19 protein-coding genes are annotated in these 20,328 nt (G+C 44.1%); 9 read left to right on the top strand and 10 right to left on the bottom strand.

Annotation, left to right across the window (positions count from 1 at the left end; all coding sequences use genetic code 11):
- Positions 1-32: 32 nt before the first annotated feature.
- The 3 genes from mfd to hisD are packed head-to-tail and all read right to left on the bottom strand — an operon-like array spanning position 33 to position 5,719.
- Positions 33-3,572 carry a transcription-repair coupling factor gene (gene mfd / locus JWG44_RS09675; protein ID WP_205274752.1) on the bottom strand — a complete coding sequence of 1,180 codons (3,540 nt, stop codon included), beginning with the start codon at positions 3,570-3,572 and terminating at the stop codon, positions 33-35.
- Complete coding sequence (gene panC, locus JWG44_RS09670; protein WP_205274751.1) at positions 3,569-4,423, bottom strand: pantoate--beta-alanine ligase; 855 nt, start codon at positions 4,421-4,423, stop codon at positions 3,569-3,571. Before panC ends, mfd begins: the two co-directional genes overlap by 4 nt.
- A 15-nt stretch (positions 4,424-4,438) precedes the next feature.
- Positions 4,439-5,719, bottom strand: a complete 1,281-nt coding sequence (gene hisD / locus JWG44_RS09665; protein WP_205274750.1) for a histidinol dehydrogenase — start codon at positions 5,717-5,719, stop codon at positions 4,439-4,441.
- 99 nt (positions 5,720-5,818) lie between these two features.
- Here hisD and JWG44_RS09660 point away from each other — a divergent pair, with 99 nt between their 5' ends.
- Positions 5,819-6,583 carry an exodeoxyribonuclease III gene (locus JWG44_RS09660; protein WP_205274749.1) on the top strand — a complete coding sequence of 255 codons (765 nt, stop codon included), beginning with the start codon at positions 5,819-5,821 and terminating at the stop codon, positions 6,581-6,583.
- Between the two features lie 398 nt (positions 6,584-6,981).
- On the opposite strand, the gene JWG44_RS09655 is transcribed toward JWG44_RS09660, so the two are convergent.
- The gene (locus tag JWG44_RS09655; protein WP_205274748.1) at positions 6,982-7,236 is read right to left on the bottom strand and encodes a hypothetical protein; all 255 of its coding nucleotides are present in this window, start codon (positions 7,234-7,236) and stop codon (positions 6,982-6,984) included.
- A 272-nt stretch (positions 7,237-7,508) separates the two neighbouring features.
- Between JWG44_RS09655 and JWG44_RS09650 the strand changes: the two genes are divergently transcribed.
- Positions 7,509-8,135 carry a class I SAM-dependent methyltransferase gene (locus JWG44_RS09650; RefSeq protein ID WP_205274747.1) on the top strand — a complete coding sequence of 209 codons (627 nt, stop codon included), beginning with the start codon at positions 7,509-7,511 and terminating at the stop codon, positions 8,133-8,135.
- Between the two features lie 30 nt (positions 8,136-8,165).
- Entirely contained in the window at positions 8,166-8,552 is a 387-nt protein-coding gene (locus JWG44_RS09645) for a DUF302 domain-containing protein (RefSeq protein ID WP_205274746.1), read from the top strand.
- 434 nt (positions 8,553-8,986) lie between these two features.
- Here the strand turns inward: JWG44_RS09645 and JWG44_RS09640 are convergent, their stop codons facing one another.
- Together JWG44_RS09640 and JWG44_RS09635 are read right to left on the bottom strand one after the other, a co-directional pair.
- Entirely contained in the window at positions 8,987-9,232 is a 246-nt protein-coding gene (locus JWG44_RS09640; RefSeq protein WP_205274745.1) for a hypothetical protein, read from the bottom strand.
- A gap of 104 nt (positions 9,233-9,336) precedes the next feature.
- Positions 9,337-9,738 (bottom strand): hypothetical protein, encoded by a 402-nt coding sequence (locus JWG44_RS09635; protein ID WP_205274744.1) that lies wholly within the window; start codon positions 9,736-9,738, stop codon positions 9,337-9,339.
- 340 nt (positions 9,739-10,078) lie between these two features.
- Here JWG44_RS09635 and JWG44_RS09630 point away from each other — a divergent pair, with 340 nt between their 5' ends.
- Together JWG44_RS09630 and JWG44_RS09625 are read left to right on the top strand one after the other, a co-directional pair.
- On the top strand, positions 10,079-11,260 hold the full coding sequence (locus tag JWG44_RS09630; RefSeq protein WP_205274743.1) for an AraC family transcriptional regulator: 1,182 nt from the start codon (positions 10,079-10,081) through the stop codon (positions 11,258-11,260).
- 49 nt (positions 11,261-11,309) lie between these two features.
- Positions 11,310-12,167 carry a sterol desaturase family protein gene (locus JWG44_RS09625; protein ID WP_205274742.1) on the top strand — a complete coding sequence of 286 codons (858 nt, stop codon included), beginning with the start codon at positions 11,310-11,312 and terminating at the stop codon, positions 12,165-12,167.
- A gap of 86 nt (positions 12,168-12,253) precedes the next feature.
- Here JWG44_RS09625 and JWG44_RS09620 read toward each other — a convergent pair whose 3' ends face one another.
- Positions 12,254-13,153, bottom strand: coding sequence for an alpha/beta fold hydrolase (locus JWG44_RS09620; RefSeq protein WP_205274741.1), 900 nt, complete (start codon positions 13,151-13,153; stop codon positions 12,254-12,256).
- Between the two features lie 99 nt (positions 13,154-13,252).
- Here JWG44_RS09620 and JWG44_RS09615 point away from each other — a divergent pair, with 99 nt between their 5' ends.
- The gene (locus JWG44_RS09615) at positions 13,253-14,575 is read left to right on the top strand and encodes a glycerate kinase type-2 family protein (RefSeq protein WP_205274740.1); all 1,323 of its coding nucleotides are present in this window, start codon (positions 13,253-13,255) and stop codon (positions 14,573-14,575) included.
- 7 nt (positions 14,576-14,582) lie between these two features.
- On the opposite strand, the gene JWG44_RS09610 is transcribed toward JWG44_RS09615, so the two are convergent.
- Positions 14,583-15,575, bottom strand: a complete 993-nt coding sequence (locus tag JWG44_RS09610) for a GGDEF domain-containing response regulator (protein WP_205274739.1) — start codon at positions 15,573-15,575, stop codon at positions 14,583-14,585.
- 137 nt (positions 15,576-15,712) lie between these two features.
- Between JWG44_RS09610 and JWG44_RS09605 the strand changes: the two genes are divergently transcribed.
- The 3 genes from JWG44_RS09605 (at position 15,713) to JWG44_RS09595 (ending at position 17,114) form a co-directional block, all read left to right on the top strand.
- Positions 15,713-16,126 (top strand): hypothetical protein, encoded by a 414-nt coding sequence (locus JWG44_RS09605; protein ID WP_205274738.1) that lies wholly within the window; start codon positions 15,713-15,715, stop codon positions 16,124-16,126.
- Positions 16,127-16,188: 62 nt separating this feature from the next.
- A complete protein-coding gene (locus tag JWG44_RS09600; protein ID WP_205274737.1) occupies positions 16,189-16,665 on the top strand; it encodes a four-helix bundle copper-binding protein in 477 nt (158 codons plus the stop codon).
- Positions 16,666-16,682: 17 nt separating this feature from the next.
- Entirely contained in the window at positions 16,683-17,114 is a 432-nt protein-coding gene (locus JWG44_RS09595) for an LIC13259 family plasminogen/vitronectin/complement-binding protein (RefSeq protein ID WP_205274736.1), read from the top strand.
- Positions 17,115-17,137: 23 nt separating this feature from the next.
- On the opposite strand, the gene JWG44_RS09590 is transcribed toward JWG44_RS09595, so the two are convergent.
- Both JWG44_RS09590 and JWG44_RS22540 read right to left on the bottom strand, forming a co-directional pair.
- Positions 17,138-18,568, bottom strand: a complete 1,431-nt coding sequence (locus JWG44_RS09590) for a histidine kinase dimerization/phosphoacceptor domain -containing protein (protein ID WP_205274735.1) — start codon at positions 18,566-18,568, stop codon at positions 17,138-17,140.
- Between the two features lie 35 nt (positions 18,569-18,603).
- Positions 18,604-19,671, bottom strand: coding sequence for a sensor histidine kinase (locus JWG44_RS22540; protein WP_205274734.1), 1,068 nt, complete (start codon positions 19,669-19,671; stop codon positions 18,604-18,606).
- Between the last annotated feature and the right edge of the window lie 657 nt (positions 19,672-20,328).

The following is a 20,328-nucleotide window of genomic DNA, read 5'->3' as shown; positions in this document are numbered from 1 at the left end:
TGTGCAAAGGATAGGATTCGGGGTTTGGTCGTCTATACTTTTTTGGAAGGGAGCATTTCCGAAAGAAGAAAGATGAGATAGTTCAGTTTTTCCTTTTCCGATTTTTTTCCCGTCTGAAAAATGAGCACGTTCGGTTCTCTCGGATTGATCGTCAGACCGGTTTTTGCCGAAATCAAATTAATAATTTTTTCGTTGTCCCCTCTAAAATAAGAACCCGACTTCATCTTGATCTCGTCTTTCATTTCCGCCACCGATTCGAATCCGAGATTGGAAGCAAGGGTACGAATTTTTTCCAGAAGGATAAACGTTTTTGCATCTTCCGGAGGTTCTCCGAAACGATCCGTCATTTCGTTATAAACCTCTTCGATTTCTTCGAGATCTCTCGCGCCTTCGAACTTTTTATAGAATTCGATCTTTTGTCGAGTGTCCCCGATATAAGTTTCCGGAATAAAGAAGTTTGTGTTGAGAGTGACTGAAGTCCTGACTTCGACAGCGACTTCCTCTCCCTTGATTCTCGCGATCGCTTCTTCGAGCATGTGAACATAGAGATCGAAACCGACTTCCATGATATCGCCGGATTGTTCTTTTCCGAGAAGATTCCCCGCTCCTCGAATTTCCAAATCCCGCATCGCCACCTTAAAACCGGATCCGAGTTCTTGGTATTCGTAGATCGTGTTGAGACGTTTTTCCGCCAACTCTGAAACGACCCGATCCTTGGGAAGAAGCAAGTAAGCGTACGCTTTTCTGTCGCTTCGCCCCACTCTTCCCCGGATCTGATACAACTGGGAAAGACCGAAAAGATCGGCTCTTTTTACAAAAAGAGTGTTCACGTTCGGCATATCGATCCCGGATTCAATGATGGTAGTAGTTACAAGAATGTCATACTTCCGATTGTAAAAATCCAAGAGCGTTTCTTCGATCTCGTCCTCGGTCATCTGTCCGTGTAAAACTCCGATGGAAACCTCGGGAACGATTCCGTTGAGATATTTGGTTTCTTGTTCGATCGTTTCCACTCGATTGTAGAGATAAAAAACCTGTCCGTCCCGTTTGATTTCGTTTCGAATCGCTTCCGCAATGAGATCTTCGTCCTCTTCGATCACGTAGGTTTCGACCGACTGACGATTCTTAGGCGGAGTTGCGATAATGGAAAGTTCCCGAATTCCCGTAAGAGCCATATGAAGAGTTCGGGGAATCGGAGTCGCGGTAAGGGTGAGAACGTCCACGAGATTTTTAAACTTCTTGATCGCTTCCTTGTGGTTGACCCCGAATCTTTGTTCCTCGTCTATGATAAGAAGACCAAGGTTTTTCGGTTTTAATTTGGGAGAAAGAATCGCGTGGGTTCCAATGATCATGTCCACTTTTCCGTTGGTAAAATCCTCCAGGATCGCGCGCACTTCGGAAGGACTTTTAAAACGGGAGACGAGTTCCACACGAACGGGGTAGTTTTCAAAACGATTCTTAAACGTATTATAATGTTGTAATGCTAGGATCGTGGTGGGAGCGAGCATCATGATCTGACGTCCGGCGATCGCGACCTTAAAAGCTGCGCGGATCGCAACCTCGGTTTTTCCGTAACCCACGTCCCCGCAAACGAGACGATCCATCGGGCGCGGAGATTCCAGATCCTTTTTAACGGCTTCGATCGCGTCGATCTGATCCGGAGTTTCCTCGTATTCGAATTCCGCTTCGAATTCTTCTTGATAGACGGTGTCCGCGGGAAAGGCGTAACCTTGGAGTTTGAGACGGTTGGAATACATGAGGACAAGATCTTCGGCGAGTTCTTCGACCGCTTTTTGAACCCGTTCCTTTGTCTTTTTCCAGGTGCTCTTGCCAAGACTGTCCAAACGAGGAGATTCGGTTCCGCCGATATATCTCTGAACGAGGGAGATCTGATCGAGAGGAACAAAAAGGGAATCCCCTCCGTTGTATTCGAGTTTTAGAAAGTCCCTTTCCTTACCGCCTGCGTTGGTCCTTTCTATCTTTAAGAATTTTCCAACCCCGTGATGAATATGAACTACGAAGTCCCCTTCCTTTAAGTCGATAAAACTCTGAAGGGCTTTGCTGTTTTGTTTTTTAAAACGTGTTTTACGTTTGTATTCCCTTCCGAAAATATCATTTTCGGATAATATTAGAATTTTCTGATCTTCGTAGAGAAATCCGTTTCGAAGTTCGGAAAGGACAAGAAAGGCGTCCTTTTTCGATTTGCCGAGATGAAACGGGACCGGTTCAGTCGCTTCTTCGTTTAACAATACGATTCCTTCTTTTTCGAACAAACTCTGAAGACGTTTTGTCTGGGCTTCGAAAGAGGAAGTGAGAACGATCTTCCATCCGCCTTCGTTTCTGAGTTCGGCGATCTTTTCACGAACTTCTCGAATTTTTCCCCGGAACGTGGGAGCTTCTTTCAGAGAAGAAACTAAATCTTTTTCGTTTCGAGGCGGAAGACCGTAAAAGGAAAGACCGACTAAGTCGCGCAGAACTCCGTGTTCTTCTCCAAAGGAAAGAAGTTTTTCCGGAGGCGCACAAAGCACTTCCTTGGAACGTTTTTCAAAAAGAGAAGCATACTCCCTTTCGAGATGAAGCATCCTTTCTTTTACGGAATTCGGAGACGGAAAAAGAAGAACCGGATGTTCGGGGAAGTAGGAAAGAATTCCGTGATTCTCTCGTACGAGTGGAACGAGTTCCTCGTAATAGATTCCGTAGTTTCCATCCGGAATTTCGGGAATGTGCAAAGAAGAATCGGCCGACTTTAGAAGATTCTGATATTCTTTTTTTTGATCCTCGGAGAGGATGTATTCGTCCGCGGGAAGTAAGATCGCTTTTTTCAAATCGGCTACGGATCTTTGTGTGTCCGGATCAAAGGTTCGAATGGATTCGATCTCTTCCCCGAAAAGGTCGATCCGTACCGGCTCGGAAGAATACGAAGAATAGATATCTAAGATCCCGCCCTTGAGACTGAATTCGCCGAAGGTTTCGCAGACGTCCGCGCGTTTGTAACCGAGATCGATCAATTCGATAAGAAGAAGTTCAAGATCGATTTCTTTTCCCTTCTCCAAAGTGATCGCGCGGCCCTGCATCGTCGCGACCGGAGGAAGCGTTTTTAAAAAACCGGCGACGGAAGTAAAGATCAGCGCGGGTTCACCGCTCAAAATTCTCGCGATCGCCTTGATCCGTTCCCGTTTCATCTCCGCGGGATAACGAAGATATTCGTAGGGAAGAACTTCTTGTCCCGGTAAATAGACGAGATCGCTACTTGGAAGAAAACTCAAGGATTCTCTGTATAAAAACTCGGCGGCGGTATTGTTTTCGGAAACCACCACGATCGTTTGATTCAATTTTTGAAATAAAGAAGAAGCTAATATAGAATGGCTTCCACCCGCGACGGAATAAATACTTCCCGTGACAGTTTCGTCCACGGATGTTTTACCCTGGGTCGCCCAAGAAACTGCAGCTTTACCCTGGGTCGCGCTTTTCGTGGAAACCGAGGTTCTTGCCGAAGTATTCTTTTTTTTGGAATGGGAAGTTCCAAAAGAAGAAAAAAGTTCCTCGCCTACGATTTCGAGAAGATCCTTCATTCGGTGACGCTCAACGTAAGATTGTCGATCAAACGGACCGGGCCTATAAAAACCGCGACCGCGAGAAGCACGTTACCCGCGATGTGTTCCAGGTTTTCCAAAGTATCGGCGTTTAGAACTTCGAGATAATCCAATTTGATTTTTGAGGAAGAATCCAGAACGTCCTTCATGATTTCTCTTACCAAAACCGGATCCTTCACTCCGGAAAGAATCTGGGATTCTCCCAGACGAAGCGCCCGCGAAACCAGAAGCGCTTCTTCCTTTTCGGCTTCGCCGAGACGCGCGTTACGCGAGCTTAGAGCCAGTCCCTTTTCGGAACGAATCGTTTCACAGCCGGCGACTTCGACGGGAAACGCCATCATTTTGCAGAATTCCCGGATGAGAAGATATTGCTGATAATCCTTTTTTCCAAAAAATGCAAAATCCGGTTCGACAAAGTGAAAGAGTCTCGAAATCACAAGAAGCACTCCTTCAAAATGTCCCGGTCTGGAAACCGCGCAAAGATTGTTCATCAGATGCGGAATTTTTAATACGATATCTGGAATCCCGCCCGGATACATCGTGTCCTTATCGGGTAAAAAGACAAGATCCACCTTTTTGGACTCGCAGAGTTTGAGATCTCCTTCCGTGTTGACCGGATACTTTGTATAGTCTTCCGGATCGTTGAACTGGGCGGGATTGACAAAGATGGAAACCACAGTTTTGTCCGCGCTGGAAACCGACTTTTCAAAAAGGGTAGTATGCCCTTCGTGCAAAAAACCCATCGTGGGAACAAAGCCGACTTTTTTTCCTTCTTTTTTCCAGGCGCGGACTTGGGCGTTTACTTCTTCGGGAGTTCTACAGATAATCATAAATTTCGAATATTCTCAGGTTCTAATTTTTACGGAGGTTCCGTGTTCCTCGTCCAAACCTTCGAACTCGGAGAGGGTTTTTACGTGAGGATAGAGTTCCGCGAGCGATTCTTTGGAAACCTCCTGCCAGGTGACTCGTTTTAAGAATGTGGAAACTCCGAGAGAGGAATAGATTCTCGCGGCGCCCGCAGTCGGAAGGATATGATTGGTCCCACTGATATAATCCCCCATTGCAACTGGGGAATAATTCCCCAAAAAGACGGAACCGGCGTGTCTTACTTTTTTAAGATCTTCTTTGTAAGTTCTAGTCTGGATTTCCAGATGTTCCGGAGCAAAAAGATCCGAAAACGCAAAACATTCTTCTAAATTAGGAAAAACGAATATTCTTCCGTGATCTTCGATGGACTTTCGTTTCATGTCGCCTCGTTTCGGACGTTCGATCAAAGCCTTGTCCACTTCTTTCTGCACTTCTTTCGCAAGGGTTAAAGAATCGGTGCAGAGAATCGCGACTGAATCTTCTCCGTGTTCTGCTTGGGATAAAAGATCGGCGGCGACCCAGATGGGATTTGCGGAATCGTCCGCGATGACAAGAACTTCACTCGGTCCGGCGGGACTGTCGATCCCGATCACACCGAGTCCGCTCAAATACACTTTTGCGGCTGTCACAAATTTACTTCCCGGTCCGATGACAAACTCCGAGGCGGAGATCGATTCAGTTCCATAGGAGACCGCGGCGATTCCTTGTGCGCCTCCCGCGAGAACGATTCGATCCGCGCCTGCGATTTTTGCGGCTGCTATGAGTCCGTCGGGAAGTTGACCGCCTTGTGGTGGTGTTACGATTTGAACATTTTTGACCCCGGCGAGTTTGGCCGGGATGACTCCCATAAGAATTGTGGAAGGATACAATGCTTTTCCGCCGGGAGCGTAGACCGAAACGGATTCGACCGCGGTGTGACGGATGCCGAGACGATTTCCGTTTACAAGAATTTCCTTATCTTCCGGAATTTGAATCTGATGAAAGGCACGGATGTTTTCCGCAGCCTTTTGAAGAGCCGCTTCGAGTGCGGAGTCGATCTTCGGATTGAGCTTGGAAAGATCTAAAACAAAAGAATCCGGAACGATTCCGTCAAACTTACGAGTGTATTCTCGGAGCGCGGAGTCCCCGTTTTTTTGAATGTCTTCGATGATCGGTTGGACCAAGGCCAAGGTGGAACTCAGATCCTCTCTGGCTCGTTTCAGAACCGGATCCAGGATTTCTCGATCTTTCAAACTGACTGGAAGAATTGGAATCGCCATCTGAAAACCAGGATTTCGGAAAGAACTCTTCCTGCATCTGAAATTTACTTAAAAAAACAATTGCCCCAAGAAAGAATTCGAGCAGCTTATCTTTTGCCTATGAAACTCATCTCACTCAATTGTAACGGAATCCGCTCTTCTCTCGAGAAAGGACTTTCCGATTATATCCAAGAAACCAAACCCGACTTTATCTGTTTTCAGGAAACCAAGGCGATGCAGGATCAAGTTCCGAGTTCTCTCTGGGAAGAAGGCGGTTATACACCGGTCTTTCACAGCGCGGAGAAGAAGGGTTACAGCGGAGTCGCGATTCTTTACAAAAAACCGCCTGAGAAAGTCACGATCGGAATCGGAGATCCATTCTTTGACTCCGAAGGAAGGAGTATCTATTTAGAATATCCTGATTTTGCGCTCTGGAATCTCTACTTTCCCTCGGGAACTACCGGCGACGTAAGACAGGCCGCAAAGATGAAATTTCTCGATCTCTTTCAGAAGGAAGCCGCGAAGCGAAAAAAGAAACAACCCAATCTCATTGTCTGCGGGGACGTAAACATCGCACATACTCCGCAGGACATTCACGATCCAAAAGGAAACGCAAAGAGCAGCGGCTTTTTACCGGAAGAACGGGAATGGCTGACCGGCTTTTTAAAACAAGGTTGGGTCGATACGTTTCGATTTCTCTATCCGGATAAACAGGAATATTCCTGGTGGACGTTTCGAGCGGGCGCCCGGGCCAAAAACAAAGGCTGGAGAATCGACTACTTCTTTGTCACAGAAGAATTGAAGAAGAATGTAAAAAGTCATACGATCTACCGAGACAAACCCTTTTCGGATCATGCGCCCCTGACTCTCGAGGTCAAACTATAGAGTCCATTTTCGATCAAAGGATTGTTCCTACAGATTACGTCCCTTTCACGGAGAACGTTTTTTCCGGCGACTCATTCTTGTGAAATTCTTATAGGAGTTCCCACAAATCCGTCTCGCACGGTTTTGACATTCTCGAAAAGAGGTTTTCTCGCAAAATTCGGATGGAGTTCCCACATTTAGAAATTTTACGCAGTCTTCCATCTTCTCTAACATATTTACCCCTGCAAAATTTTCATAGGAGTTCCCACATTTGGAGATCTACCAAGTTGGAAAGATTCTTCGAAATCCGAATTCGAAAAAAATTAAAATAGAACTGCTACTTTCCAATTTTAGAATATTCAGAATGTAGAATTTTTTAAAGAGTCGGGGCGTTTTCCCGCCTCGACTCCAAGCAAAAATTATCTGCGACGGCGAGGACGGTCTTTCATCTGATCCAAATGGGTTTTGCATTCCGGCGAAAGTTGAGCTTCGTTTTTCCGAAGACAATCTCTCATCGCTCCCCCTCTCCGATCCACATCCTTGCAGAATTTTTCCCGATCTTCATAACAAGGTTTTCCCTTTTGACTCCAAGAAGGATTTCCTCCTCCGTTCCCTTGTGCGGAAAGACCAAGGACCGAAAGAAAGAACAAGCCGAAGACTAAAATCTTTTTCATAAGATTCTCCTCATAGATTTTTCGCGCGAAACAAAAACACAACCCTTACTCCAATCGGATTCGACCCAAAACGTTTCCGGATCACGAGTCTCACGAATTTCGTCAGCGAAGGGAGAATCCCAAAGAGAAGCGCGAACCCTAAGAATGCACAAAGAAAAAATGAAAGTCAAATGGGAATTTTAATCCATTCCAAGAATCGAAATTGATAATTATCAACGGAAGGATTCAATTCTTGATTGAATCGAAATTTTATTTTGATCAAACTTGAAAGAATGAATCCGGAATTTTGGAACAAACGATACGCATCGCAAGAATGGGTTTACGGACTTCTGGAAAACGACTTTCTCCGCGAGGAAATCTCCCGAGTGCAAAAAGGAGGTTCCGTGTTGGACTTAGCGAGCGGAGAAGGAAGAAATTCGCTCTTTCTTGCGCGTCAAGGTTACTCCGTAACGGCGGTCGAACAATCATTTGTGGGATTGGAGAAACTCAAAAAACAAAGTAAGGCCGAGGGTTTGCCTGTGATCTGTATCGAGTCCGATGTTCTTGCATATAAAACGGATCAGAAATTTGACGCGATCGTAATCACGTTTCTCCATCTTTCCCCTACCGAAAGAGAAACCTTGTATCACTTGCTACCTTCGTTCCTCAAACCCGAAGGAATTTTTATCGCGGAATGGTTTCACCCCGACCAAAGGATCAAGGACTTTCCGAGCGGAGGTCCCGAAGACCCGAATTTTATGGTAACCCTCGAAGAGCTTCAAAAAGAATTTCAAAACGGCTGGAAAGTGTTTCGATTGGAACACGTGGAAAGGGATTTAGACGAGGGAGAAAAACACAGCGGAAAAGGGTCCGTGGTCCGGATTTGCGCTCAGAAAACGATCGATTCAAGAAAATCATAAAATTCTAATAAACTAAAAAGGATAAAACCAATGAAATTCATCGTGGAAACCAAAAAGTCGGTGGAAAAAAGCGTTCAGGATTTGGAAACGGAGATCGCGAATCAGAAATACGGAGTTCTCCATATCCACAATCTCAAAGAAACGATGAAAAAGAAAGGTGTCGATTTTTCGGAAGAATGTCGGATTCTGGAAGTCTGCAATCCTCAAAAAGCGAATCAGGTGTTAAACGAAGACATGGAAATGAACCTCGTTCTTCCTTGTAGAATCTCCGTTTATTCCGAAAAGGGAAAAACTAAAATCGGAATGATTCGACCGACGTCCCTTCTCGGGCTTTTTTCCGATTCTAAAAAATTAGGTGAAATCGCTAAACAAGTCGAAGAGGACCTGATAAAAGCGATTCAAAGTTCCATCCTTTAGAAAGTCAGCCAAAACAAAGGGCGGGGATTTTGAATTCGTTTTTCCTACTTTTGTTTTTGAGGACTTGTCCCAAAATCTTAAATACCCGCGCACAAAACGCAGTGAGCCCGTGGTCGGAACGAAGGAGTTCCCACAGATTAAGTCTCTTTAACGGCATTTCATCTTTCTAACAGAACATACTTTATGGGAGTTCCTACAGATTCTGTCTCTTTAACGGCATTTCATCATTCTAACGGAACATACTTTATGGGAGTTCCTACTTTCCGGGGTTTTGGCAAAAACTTTTAACAAAAGTCTCGCCCGAACGGACCCAAAGTCCGATTGCAAATCTTTTTCGAAATCGTATTTTATACGAACAACGACTGAAAACGTAAAATCGTTCCTGACGGAAACATTCTAAACTTAGAACATATTATTTTTTGAATATAATAGTATCACCGAATTCTTCCTTTTTGAATCAAATAGGCCTTACAATCCGGCGAAAGATAATATGCGTTTTGACTCATACACTCTCGGGTGATTCCACGTCGGCTCGGTTGATTTTCACAGAATTTTTTTCTGTCTTCGATACAAGGATCTTCTTTCGCGTCCGTCTTCGGAATTTCTTTTGGTCCGACAGGATCGCCGGAAGAACAACTCAAAAAGAGAAAATAAATGCCGAATAGAATCTGTGTTTTCATTGTCTTCAATTTTTGAAAAGCTGAGGTTCAACTTGCCAGGAACAGCACTTTCTCTAAGACGAAAAAGGGACGCACGGAGCGTCCCTTTTGAGAATCGGTTTGTCTTAGCCGGCTTTTTTCGGAAATTCCGGAATTTTCCAATCCTTCAAATCGAGCGGAAGTTTTGGTAAGAATTTTTTGACCAACCCGATCGCGTCCGATTCAAAAAGAAGCACGTTATCCGTAATTCTTTCCTGAGATTTGGAGCGAACGATTTTTTTCTCCGTAATCGTTCCATGGATCAGGATCGGATCCTTCCAAAAAGGAATTCGGATTTCTAAAGTCGCGGATTCCCCAACTGCGTCTCCGTTGAATCGACCTAGGTTGAGGCTCATGGAAGTACCTTCCCAGCCCCCGATCTCTGCGGTATAATTTCCGGTTTTGCTATGAACCTCTAAGGGGATGCGTACCGACTTCACCGACTCTTTTACAGAATCTTTGATGTCTTCGATCATTTTTTCGAGCATTTCGCGCCTCCCTTCTAAGGAGAAAAGAACATTATTTTGTCCCATATGTATGTTCCTATTAGACGTGGTGCGGCGCAACAATAAAACAAACTTTTAGCTCTGTTGCGCGTTTTCCCGTTTTCCGTTTCTATTAAAAACAACTGAATTTAGCGATTTTTTCAATTTTTCAGTCATTTTTATACTTAGACGATTATAAATTGAAGAGAATTTGATTCTTAGATCCCTAAGAAGTTAAAAATCGTTCCATTTTAGAAATCGGACCATTTCTCCTTTTTATCCCCCGAAAAAATCGCTTTTGCTTTCCTTTGCAAATGCCTCCGGGAGACTCAGATATATTTCCATGTCAGCTTTTTTACCGGGAAACTTAAATATCCATACGATCCTTTCCGGATTTATCGGTTTTAGTTCCGCCTTATCGTTTCTCTTTGTATTGGGAGAGATCCCTCTCGCTCTCCGAGGTCATAGAAATCGAATTCTTCTCCTCCTTTTTATTTCAGTTTTTATCTTTGAGTTTCACGCTTATCTTCTCGTAAGCGAATCCATCCGTCATTTTCCGTATCTCTATGCGATTCACATTCCTATATCAGCCCTCTTCGGTCCGCTTTTACGTTCTTACATTTCAGCGCTCTGGGAAGAAGAAAACTCGATTCCGATCTTTCGGTTTTCGGATTGGATCCCCTGTTTCATTATTTTTCTGATCCTCGGACCGTTCTATCTTTCTTCCAACGAGGACAAACTCGAATGTTTGAGAATGGCGCAACAAGGAAAACTCGGCTGGGACATACGAATCGGAATCGCGACGATGTCGCTCTCTCTTTTCGGATATCTTTTCAACATCACTTGGAACCTTTTACATCGGATCCGTTGGACCACGATCTTTTCTCAACCGCAGGTGCGTCTGATTCTTTTTATTCTTTCCACCGCGACCGCTTCTTCCTTGTTAGGACTGACAACGAGCATTCGGCAAGACGGGGTTGTTCGTTTGGAGATTTCTTCCATCCTCGTCGGAATTCTGCTCTGTGGAATCTATATCGTTCGTCAAAGCCATCCCGAAATTTTCAGCGCAGTAAGAAGAATCGTCGAAGACGAGAAAAAATACAAGAACACCCAGCTTCGATCCGTGGATTTAGATTCTCTGGAAAAAAATCTAAATTCTCTCTTAAGTGAAAAAAAGATTTATAAGGAGGAGAATCTCGGTCTTTCCAAACTCGCGGAAGAACTGGAAATTTCTCCGCATCAGCTTTCGGAATATCTCAATCTGCATCTCAAAAGAAATTTCTTTCAGTTGATCAACGGTTGTAGAATCGCGGAAGCAAAACATCTTTTACTACATTCTCCCAAAGAAACCGTTCTTTCGATCGCATACGAGGTCGGGTTTCAGTCAAAGTCCTCCTTTAACGACGCGTTTCGAAAGGAGGTTGGTTTGAGTCCGACCGAATTTAGAAAAAAAGGAGAATCGAACGGCCTGATTGATAAGTCAGGTCGCTTTTTTCCGACCGTTTCGACCAAGTCGGACGATTGATTTCCGAAAAAAAAGTAAACTCTCTCCATACAAAAGGAGATTCTTTTTTATGAATCCAATCCAGTGTGAATTAGTTATCGAGTGTGTCCAAAAAATCGGACTTTTTCAATTTACGATGAATATCCTGCGCTATTATCCGATCGCGGGTCTTGCCTTTCTGATTCTTTACGTCTGGAAAAAAGAAGGTTTCCATCGGTTTAGAATTCAATCCGTATATCCTAAAATCGATAAGATCAAAAACGAATTCAGACAATCGGCCGTGACTCTTTTTGTTTTTACGATCATCGCAACTACAAACATAGTGAGCGCAAGAATGGGTTTGATTCCGAATAACGTTTACTTCGGAGATTACTCGTCGCACGGAGGATATCTCTATCTATTTTTTTCCTTCGTGATGATCACGATTTGGCACGAAACCTGGTTTTACTGGGCTCACAGATGGATGCACCGTAAAAAGGTATATTCCCTCGTACATTCGGTTCATCATCAATCGGTGAATCCTTCTCCTCTCGCGGCGTATCACTTTCACATTCTCGAAGCTTTTTTAGAAGGAATTTATATCGTATTCTTCGTTCTTTTTATACCGATCCATTTTCACGTACTGCTTTTTCATACCGTCTACGCAATGGTCATGAACATCTGGTGGCATTTGGGTTACGAGTTTTTACCGAAGGGTTGGGTGAAACATCCGATTCTAAAATGGGTGAACACATCCACACATCACAATCTCCATCATCAGAAGTTTCACGGAAACTACAGTCTCTACTTTAATTTTTGGGATAGAATCATGGGAACCAACTTTCCGAATTACGAAGAATACTTTGAATCCTTAGCGGACAAACGTTCGGTTCGCGGTAACGATTCCGATCCCAAAATCCGCTGGTCGGAAACTCCCGCCGAAGGCTAAGAAAAGAAGCCTCATAACTTCTACTTGCGAAACAACATTTCCCCGCGCTCGAAGAAAATTTTCGAGCGCGGTTTTTTACATTCTTCTTATTTAGAATCCAATTTCAAAAATGATAATATTTCCTGAGCTACGATTTCCGGAGCTTCGAGCGGTAAAAAGTGACCCGCGTTGTTTACTATCTTAAACAAAACACGAGAATAAAATTCGGATTCTAATCCTCGAAATACGTTCGGCGAAATACATTCGTCCTTTTCACCCGTTAGTACCAGAGTAGGAACTCCAATCTTTTGAAATACGATCTCTCGGCTCGAATTCCAGAGAGAAACGTTGCTCGGAGTTAAAAGACCACGGTAATACCCGAGGGCCGTCGAAAGATTTTCGGGAACTTTTAGATTCTCCGATACTTCCTTAAATCTTTCCTCCGGAATTTTCCAACCCGGACTCCAATCTTCCCAGAGTCTTCGAAGGAGTTCGTTTTTCAAAAGGGCGGACTCCGGAATTCCGGCACGGAGCTGAAAGAATAGAATATACCAACTCCGAACGATCTGAGAAGGATAGATCCAGAGATTTTTTAAAAAAGTAGGCAACGGAGGTACGGAAAGAGCGACTAATGTATCCAAAGAAGCCGGTGATAGATTTGCAAACGCGTAGGAGGCGATCGCACCCCAGTCGTGTCCTACTACGGTCGTGTTTTCCGGTTTGTATTTTGCCTTGAGAGTTTCCACGATAAACTTGAGATCTCCCGCGAGCTCCGCTATACTCACCGTCGGAGAAAAAGGAACATTCGAACCGGGAGAATATCCTCTCATATATGGAGCGATACAAGTAAAGTCGCGTTCGGCGAAAATACGCATCAGATCTTTCATGGAACCGGCGTCGTCGGGAAATCCGTGAAAGAAGAAGATCAATTTTTTTCCGTTTCCTAAACTCAGGTATTTGGTTTCTCTTTCCCCGTTTTTGACGGATGCGGTTTTGATCTCGGACATGAAAGCTCCTGTTTTTGCAGACTTTTGATTTTTAAAGACCACGTTGTGTGAGATCCTACATTCGGTTTACAGAACGGATTGTCAAAATAAAATAAGCCCATGTTCCATTTGGATTTTTTAAAACCGCCGGGTCCGAAGATGGATTCTCCCGAATCCATCCTTCTCCATCTCGGAGCCAAGGCGATCCGGACCGCCCTTCCGCAAGACGCAGTTTTGAAATTTCTTCGTTCCCTTTCTCTTTCGGGTAACGTGGTTTTACTCTCGATCGGAAAAGCCGCGTATCCGATGGCCCTGGCCGCGGTGGAAATCTGCAGGGATCAAATTCAAAGAGGACTCATTCTTACCAAATACGGACACTCCGGAAAACCGATTCCTCCTTTGGAAATCGTCGAAGCAGGCCACCCGATCCCGGACAATAACAGTCTTTTAGGCGGTGAAAAAATTTTGGAACTCTGTAAGGATCTGAAACCGGAAGATACGGTCCTCCTTCTTTTATCCGGAGGGGGTTCTTCGCTTGCGGAAATCCCGGCCGGAGATCTGACGCTTGAGGATCTCGTTTTCTGGAATCAAAAACTTCTGGCGAGCGGCGCGCCGATCCAGGACGTAAACGAAATTCGAACTCTTCTTTCTTCTCTAAAAGGAGGGGGGCTTTTATCCAAAATTTTCCCGGCAAAGTCGGTGACTCTGATTCTTTCGGACGTCATCGGAGACGACCTATCAAAAGTCGCTTCCGGCCCCACGATTCCCTGCCACACTTCAAAAGATTCTATTTTTAGAATATTCCAACAATACGATATTCTTCCCGACGAGAAGATTGAAAAAATTCTGATGCAAAAAGAAAAAATCGATAAAGAAGTTTTCCCTTTTCGATCGGATCCGAACCGGCAGAAGGTTTTTTGTATCGGGAACCTATCCCTCGCCCTGGAAGCCGTCCAAAAAGAGTGCAATCATTTGGGAATTCAGGTCCTATTCTTAACCTCCTCCTTGTCCTGCGAAGCGAAAGAAGCGGGTTCGTTTTTGGCCGAAATCGCAAAAGAATATTCTAAAATTCTAAATTCTCCGCTTCTGATCCTTTGTGGAGGAGAAACCACGGTCACACACGACGGATCGGGTAAAGGAGGAAGAAACCAGGAACTCGCGCTCTCCTTTGCAAAACGAATCTCCGGTTGTTCGGGAATTTTTCTTTTTTCACTGGCGACCGACGGAACCGACGGGCCGACCGATGTCGCGGGAGCTCTCGTGAATGGAACCACTTGGAAAAAGATTCAAACAAAAACGGAGAACGAAGCGGACCGTCTTCTCAAAGAACATCGTTCCTACGAGGCCTTACAATCCGGAGAAGCCCATGTGATCACGGGACCGACCGGGACCAACGTAAATGATATTCAATTTTTGTGGATTTCTTCGAAAGGGAAAGAATGAGATAAAATCAATCACCTTGCGGATAAAAACGAAGACAGTTTCTTCCTTCTTCTTTCGCGAGATACAGGGCCTTGTCGGCTCTTTCGATCAATTCCGGAATCGAATTCTCCGGACTTGGACTCAAAGTGGCCATTCCGATACTCACCGTCACGATAGGACTGCTCTTGGAAGCGGAATGAGGAATTCCGAGTTTTTCGATTTTTTCCAATATATTGCGACTGACGATCACGGCGTTTGACTCGCTAGTTTCGGGAAGAATCACCGCAAATTCTTCTCCGCCGTATCGTGCGGCCACGTCACCCGCTCTTCTTGCACATTCCCGAATCGCCCCGGAAACTTGTTTGAGACATTGGTCCCCCGCCTGATGACCGTATGCGTCGTTGTAGAGTTTGAAATGATCGATATCCAACATCAACAACGCAACGCTGTTCCCCGTTCTCCAACAACGTTTCCACTCCGTAGCCAGAACCTCGTCAAAGTATCTTCGATTGAAAAGACCAGTAAGCCCGTCGGTTCTCGCGATCGCCAAAAGATAAGCGTTCACTTCTTGGAGTTGGTCGGTAAGTTTTTCCAATTCTTTTTCGCGTTCTTTACGATGAGTCATCTCCTCAAAAAGTCGAAGAGCCGATCTTACCCTCGCTAAAAGTTCTATGGAATCAAAAGGTTTAACCACGTAATCGATCGCTCCGGTATCAAACGCTTCTTGGAGGACGCTGGGTTCCTTGAGGGCTGTAATCATAATGACTGGGATATCTTTGAGTTCCGGCTTTTCGCGAATCATTCTAAGAATTTCGATTCCCGTGATACCGGGAAGAAGGATGTCCAAAAGAATGAGGGAAAAAACTTTTTTCGGCGGTTCATCCGATTTGAGGCTCAACCAATCAAGGACTTCTTCCGGGGACTGGCTTGTCTGAGTATTCTTGTAACCCGATCTCCTCAGGATTCCCTGCATGAGCATACAATTTTCCTGAGCATCATCTAATATGAGAATCGAATGCATCTAACAAGTAGCTCCCGGGATTATTCAAAAAACGGCGCTGAAAGGATACAAAGCTTGCATCAAATACGAATGAAATCAAACGAATTTTTTAAAAACTTCTTGCTCCATTCCACGGATCGGCAAAGTCTAATTCACAAATGAGCAGAAATACAAAACGATGGACTGCTTTTTTCGGAACGATCGGTTTTACGACCGCGCTTCTCTGCTTTACCATCATGCTCTCCGGCGAAAATTGTCCTGCGTTTCCGATCTCGGAAAAAACCGCCTCTTCCGATCTTCCTCCGTGTCATCAGCAGGAAAAACCGGATCCTAACGGCGAAACTTCTCCGAATTGTTCTTCTTGTCATTTTGAAGTTTCTCAAGAATCCATTCAACCGAAAACGCCGGATTTACATCCGAACTGGGAAACCGTTCTCTCTACGTTTTCCGAACTTTTTTTTCAAGGATGGAAACTTGGAAAGAATTTCGAATTTTCTTTAATGGAAACTCGATCCTTCAATCCCCATAAATTCGTTCTTTTATCCATCGCGTCGATTCGAATTTTGACCTGATCCAAACCGGCTTTTATCCAATCGTTTTCTCATATTTTAATTTTACAATTTAGGAATATTTTATGTTAACTAGAAAAGAACTTCTGACTCAATCCGCGGCCGTGCTTGCGTTTGCCGGCGCAGGAACTCTCTTTGCAAAAGATTCTTCCGGTCACAACGGCCACAAACATCCGGATTCTTCCAAAAAGACCGAAAAAGAACCCGCAAAAAAAGGAAACAGAAAAGCCCTGGAAGCCGCCTCCAAGTGTATCCTGAACGCTGAAATCTGTTTGGCCCACTGTGAGGAAAATCTTTCCACGGGAGATACGATGCTCGCGGATTGTCTAAAAACCGTGAAGGATACATTAGCTCTTTGTAAAGCGTATGTTAGCCTCGGCGCGTCTAACTCCGTATATGCGAAAGACGTCGCCGTTCTTTGTATCAAAGCCTGCGAAGCCTGCGAAAAAGAATGCAGAGTTCACGAATCCCATCACGAAATCTGTAAGAATTGCGCCGATAGCTGCAAAGAATGTATCGTCGAACTGAAAAAAGCGGTATAAGGAAGGAATAAATCGATATGAAGAAAAAAATTCTCATTCTTTCAATCTTTTGCTTTTTTCTGACCGGTTTCCTCGAAACGAAGTCGATCCTTCCGGTTCGACCTATGATTCTAAACGAACTCGACCAGATTCACCAATCCCTGTTGAACCAAAAAGAGGTTTCCGCGGATCGATTGATCGCAAGTCTCAAACAGGAATTTTCCAGGGATAAGAGTCTTGCTCCGGCTCTGCAAGCCGCGGAAAAACTAAAAGCGGCGACGTCGGAAAAAGAAAGATTGGATGCTTATGCGGAACTCTCCGATTCTCTAAAAGAATATATTCAAAAAGACGAATCTTCCGGAGTTCACGTTTTTTACTGTCCGATGGTAAAAAAGAAATGGATCGCTTCCGGAGAGAAGGTCCAAAATCCATACGATCCTTCCATGAAAGGTTGTGGGAAAAAAATCTAACTCCTTCCGACGGAAAAAATCGTTTATTCCCGAACCGGGAACTGAATCTGAAATTTGGTTCCCGGTTTTGTGTCTTCCACGCTCAATTCCCCCGAAATTTGTTTTGTAAGAATTTTCACGAGTTGTAAACCCAAGGTTTCATGATCCGGAAAGGAAAGCTCTTGAGGAATTCCTTTTCCGTTGTCGCAGATCGTCACCGTGATCTTTCCGTCTTTTTCTTCCGCTTTGATATTGACCTCTCCGTTCGAACCTTCGCTAAACGCGTGTTTAATGGCATTCGTCACTAGTTCGCAAGCGATGAGTCCAAGAGGAATCGCGGTGTCCATGTTTAGAATCAAACCTCGGGCGTCGATCACGTGGCGCACTTTTGGATCCACACCGTAGAGGTTCCAGAGATTTTGCAAAAGCATACTCAGATAACTTTCAAAATCGACGTGTGAAAGATCACTCGATTTATAGAGTTCGTTATGAACGAGCGACATTGAAAAAACCCGACTTTCCGTGTCCTTTAACAAACCGTAAAGTTCCTTGGAAGTGAGTTCACGGGACATCGCGTTGTCGGCTTGAAGATTCAAAAGAGAGACCATAATCTGCATATTGTTTTTCACACGATGATGAATCTCCTGGATCAGAGTGTCTTTTTCTGCAAGAGAAGCCAGAATCGATTCTCTGTTCCTAACCATTTCAGTGACGTCGGTGATTACCGCGAGATCCAGAACCTGATTTCGAAAACGGAATTTATAAATCGTTGATTCGGTGATGATTTCGTTTCCGTCTTTTTTTTTGTGATAAAAGGAACCGCCCTTATTTACTCCGAACTGATACAAGGCGATCTCTTCCCGTAAACGGTCCAAATCTTTTGAGTCTATGATTTCAAAGATCCGTTTTCCGATCAGTTCATTCTCTTTATAGCCGTATTTTTCAAGAACCGCTTGGTTCACTTCCACGATCCGAAACGAATCGTCTTCGAAAAGGAAAGCCGGATGCGGATTGAATTGAAAAAAAAGCCGATATCGTTCTTCGTTTTCCTGTTCAAAGACGTTTTTCTTTTCGAGTTCTAAAGCGAGTCGGTTTCTTTCATACGCGAAGATCAAGGAACGGCTGAGCGAATAGGAATCGAATTTGCCTTTGTAAACGTAGTCCTGAGCGCCGATCTGAAGTGCGTTGACCGTGATCTCCTTGTCTTCAGCCCCGCTGCAGATGATGACCGGAATCTGAGGAAATTTATTCTTGATTTCGGTAAGAGCTTCTAAACCGGCACAATCCGGAAGAGAAAGATCGAGAAGTACAAGATCAGGTCTCTCTAACGAGATAAGATCCAAACCCGAGGAAAAATTTGAGCTTCGACTGACTTGAAAAGAAGGACTCTCCGATTCTCCGAGATATTCCTGGATCAATCGAAAATCGGCGTTCGAATCTTCTATCAAAAGAACTGAAAATGAATCTTTAAACATAGGAAGGGCTCTCTCTAATTCTATTTATAGAAACTCTAACTTAAACTCAGGGGAAGCGAGATCGTAACCGAAAAACCGACGTTAGCCGAGGTTTCGATTTCCAATCTTCCTCCGTGAAGTTCCGCGATCTTCTTACAAAAAAATAGGCCGGTTCCGGCGCCTTCAATTTCATCGGCGTTCGGGTAACGATGGAACAATTCTATGAAATAATTATTCTCCTTAAGATCCACACCAACTCCCTCGTCTTGGATCCGAATTTTATGAACTCCCGAGAGATTTTGATAGGAAACGAGAACTCGTCCGGGTATATTCGGTTTTCGAAAACGAATCGAGTTTTGAAAAAGGTTGAAAAAAAGTTCGCGGAGAAGCGGACCATTCCCGTTAATCTCCGGAAATTCTCCTTCCCACTCGACTCTCAAAGCGGAGGTTTCCAGGTCTTCTTTCAGATCGTTGAGACCGTCTTGGATCGTTTGTTTTAAAGAAATTTTATGAAAAAGACGTTGTTCCTTTTCGATTCTTATAAAAGAAAGAAGTGCGTTGATGCGATTCCAGAGACGATCGGCGCTTGCGAGACTGAACCGTAAAAACTCCTGTCCCTTCGGACTCAATTCCTTTGCCGATCGTTTTTCCAAAAGTTTTAGAAACGAAGTCAGATTTCGAATCGGCTCCTGCAGATCGTGATACATTCTGGAGACGACCGCGTTCACTTCCCTTTCCTTCTTTCGAAATAATTCTTCTTTAGAAATTTCTAATAACAAAACCTCTGAGTTTGAAAAACGAATTCGGGTAAGAATTCCCTTATATTCAGCTTCCCTTTCCGAAGAGTCACAAAAAAGATCCTGAAATACAATCGGTTTTTCTAATTTAGAATTTCGGAATTCTTCCAAGAGGGCAACGTTTCGAATTCTTAAAATCCCCTCTAAGGGCTTTCCGACACAGCGCTCTCCATTTGATTCCCCGCTGAAGGAGGCAAAGGAATCATTGCAAGCTATAACTTGCAAATTATTGTCTAAAATTCCGATCGGAGTTCGGATATGAGACAAAAGTGAAAATGCGGCCTCAGTCAAGAATGCCATTCCATCGGTAAGAATGATTGTATTCACGATCCATCCGTTTGTCCCTGGCCTTTGATTCCACTGTTGCAAAGAAAATCCCATAGAATTCTTTGAAATATCGAATCTTTGTCTCAAAAAATGGACGAATCAAATTAAATTGTCAATCCGGGTTTTTCGGTTTTTTTCTTTTTTCGAATGTAAGAATATTCTTTTTTTCGAAATTAGGAACCTCTAAAGCGTGGGAATTAATACGAACGGTTTATAAAAGAATTTTAAACCCTGCCAGAATTCAGGAACAGAATCTTTCTCCGAAATCGGGTGAGTTTTTGGATTCGATACTATCCCAAGAGGGATCTTTGTTGGAGTTCCTACAAGTATTAAAAAGGGGATTCTAATTGCAAAAAATGGAATTTTCCGAATGAGAAAAGCGCTGCGACGCGATCCGTAGAGTGAGGCGCTTTCATTTGCGAGCACGTTGTCGGAGTTCCGACAAGATTTTGGAGGTGCGATTTGTTGTTGCCGGAAATGCTTTTTTGTGATAGGGAGATTTCGCCGGAGTTTTTCCCTGCGACGCGATCCGTAAAGAGCGTCGCATTGAGTTAATCCACCTCTCCTCCTCCACCCAATCAGCATAACCTTACCCACAAGTTAAAAAAGCGATTTCGAATCAGGGCGATCCAATCAAAATTTTTGTAGGAGTTCCTA

This window comes from Leptospira ainazelensis, from assembly GCF_016918785.1.
Classification (GTDB): Bacteria; Spirochaetota; Leptospiria; order Leptospirales; family Leptospiraceae; genus Leptospira; species Leptospira ainazelensis.
The sequence above is the reverse complement of the archived record's forward strand: the minus strand, read 5'-3'. Positions and strand labels throughout refer to the sequence as shown.

Excerpts from the sequence above, each read along its gene's own strand:
- hisD (WP_205274750.1), bottom strand. The coding sequence starts at position 5,719 with ATGGCGATTCCAATTCTTCCAGTCAGTTTGAAAGATCGAGAAATCCTG.
- JWG44_RS09630 (WP_205274743.1), top strand. The coding sequence starts at position 10,079 with ATGTCAGCTTTTTTACCGGGAAACTTAAATATCCATACGATCCTTTCC.
- JWG44_RS09595 (WP_205274736.1), top strand. The coding sequence starts at position 16,683 with ATGAAGAAAAAAATTCTCATTCTTTCAATCTTTTGCTTTTTTCTGACC.
- JWG44_RS09610 (WP_205274739.1), bottom strand. The coding sequence starts at position 15,575 with ATGCATTCGATTCTCATATTAGATGATGCTCAGGAAAATTGTATGCTC.
- JWG44_RS09600 (WP_205274737.1), top strand. The coding sequence starts at position 16,189 with ATGTTAACTAGAAAAGAACTTCTGACTCAATCCGCGGCCGTGCTTGCG.
- JWG44_RS09625 (WP_205274742.1), top strand. The coding sequence starts at position 11,310 with ATGAATCCAATCCAGTGTGAATTAGTTATCGAGTGTGTCCAAAAAATC.
- JWG44_RS09605 (WP_205274738.1), top strand. The coding sequence starts at position 15,713 with ATGAGCAGAAATACAAAACGATGGACTGCTTTTTTCGGAACGATCGGT.
- panC (WP_205274751.1), bottom strand. The coding sequence starts at position 4,423 with ATGATTATCTGTAGAACTCCCGAAGAAGTAAACGCCCAAGTCCGCGCC.
- JWG44_RS09650 (WP_205274747.1), top strand. The coding sequence starts at position 7,509 with ATGAATCCGGAATTTTGGAACAAACGATACGCATCGCAAGAATGGGTT.
- JWG44_RS09590 (WP_205274735.1), bottom strand. The coding sequence starts at position 18,568 with ATGTTTAAAGATTCATTTTCAGTTCTTTTGATAGAAGATTCGAACGCC.
- JWG44_RS09640 (WP_205274745.1), bottom strand. The coding sequence starts at position 9,232 with ATGAAAACACAGATTCTATTCGGCATTTATTTTCTCTTTTTGAGTTGT.
- JWG44_RS09635 (WP_205274744.1), bottom strand. The coding sequence starts at position 9,738 with ATGCTCGAAAAAATGATCGAAGACATCAAAGATTCTGTAAAAGAGTCG.
- JWG44_RS09645 (WP_205274746.1), top strand. The coding sequence starts at position 8,166 with ATGAAATTCATCGTGGAAACCAAAAAGTCGGTGGAAAAAAGCGTTCAG.
- JWG44_RS09655 (WP_205274748.1), bottom strand. The coding sequence starts at position 7,236 with ATGAAAAAGATTTTAGTCTTCGGCTTGTTCTTTCTTTCGGTCCTTGGT.
- JWG44_RS09620 (WP_205274741.1), bottom strand. The coding sequence starts at position 13,153 with ATGTCCGAGATCAAAACCGCATCCGTCAAAAACGGGGAAAGAGAAACC.
- JWG44_RS09615 (WP_205274740.1), top strand. The coding sequence starts at position 13,253 with ATGTTCCATTTGGATTTTTTAAAACCGCCGGGTCCGAAGATGGATTCT.
- mfd (WP_205274752.1), bottom strand. The coding sequence starts at position 3,572 with ATGAAGGATCTTCTCGAAATCGTAGGCGAGGAACTTTTTTCTTCTTTT.
- JWG44_RS09660 (WP_205274749.1), top strand. The coding sequence starts at position 5,819 with ATGAAACTCATCTCACTCAATTGTAACGGAATCCGCTCTTCTCTCGAG.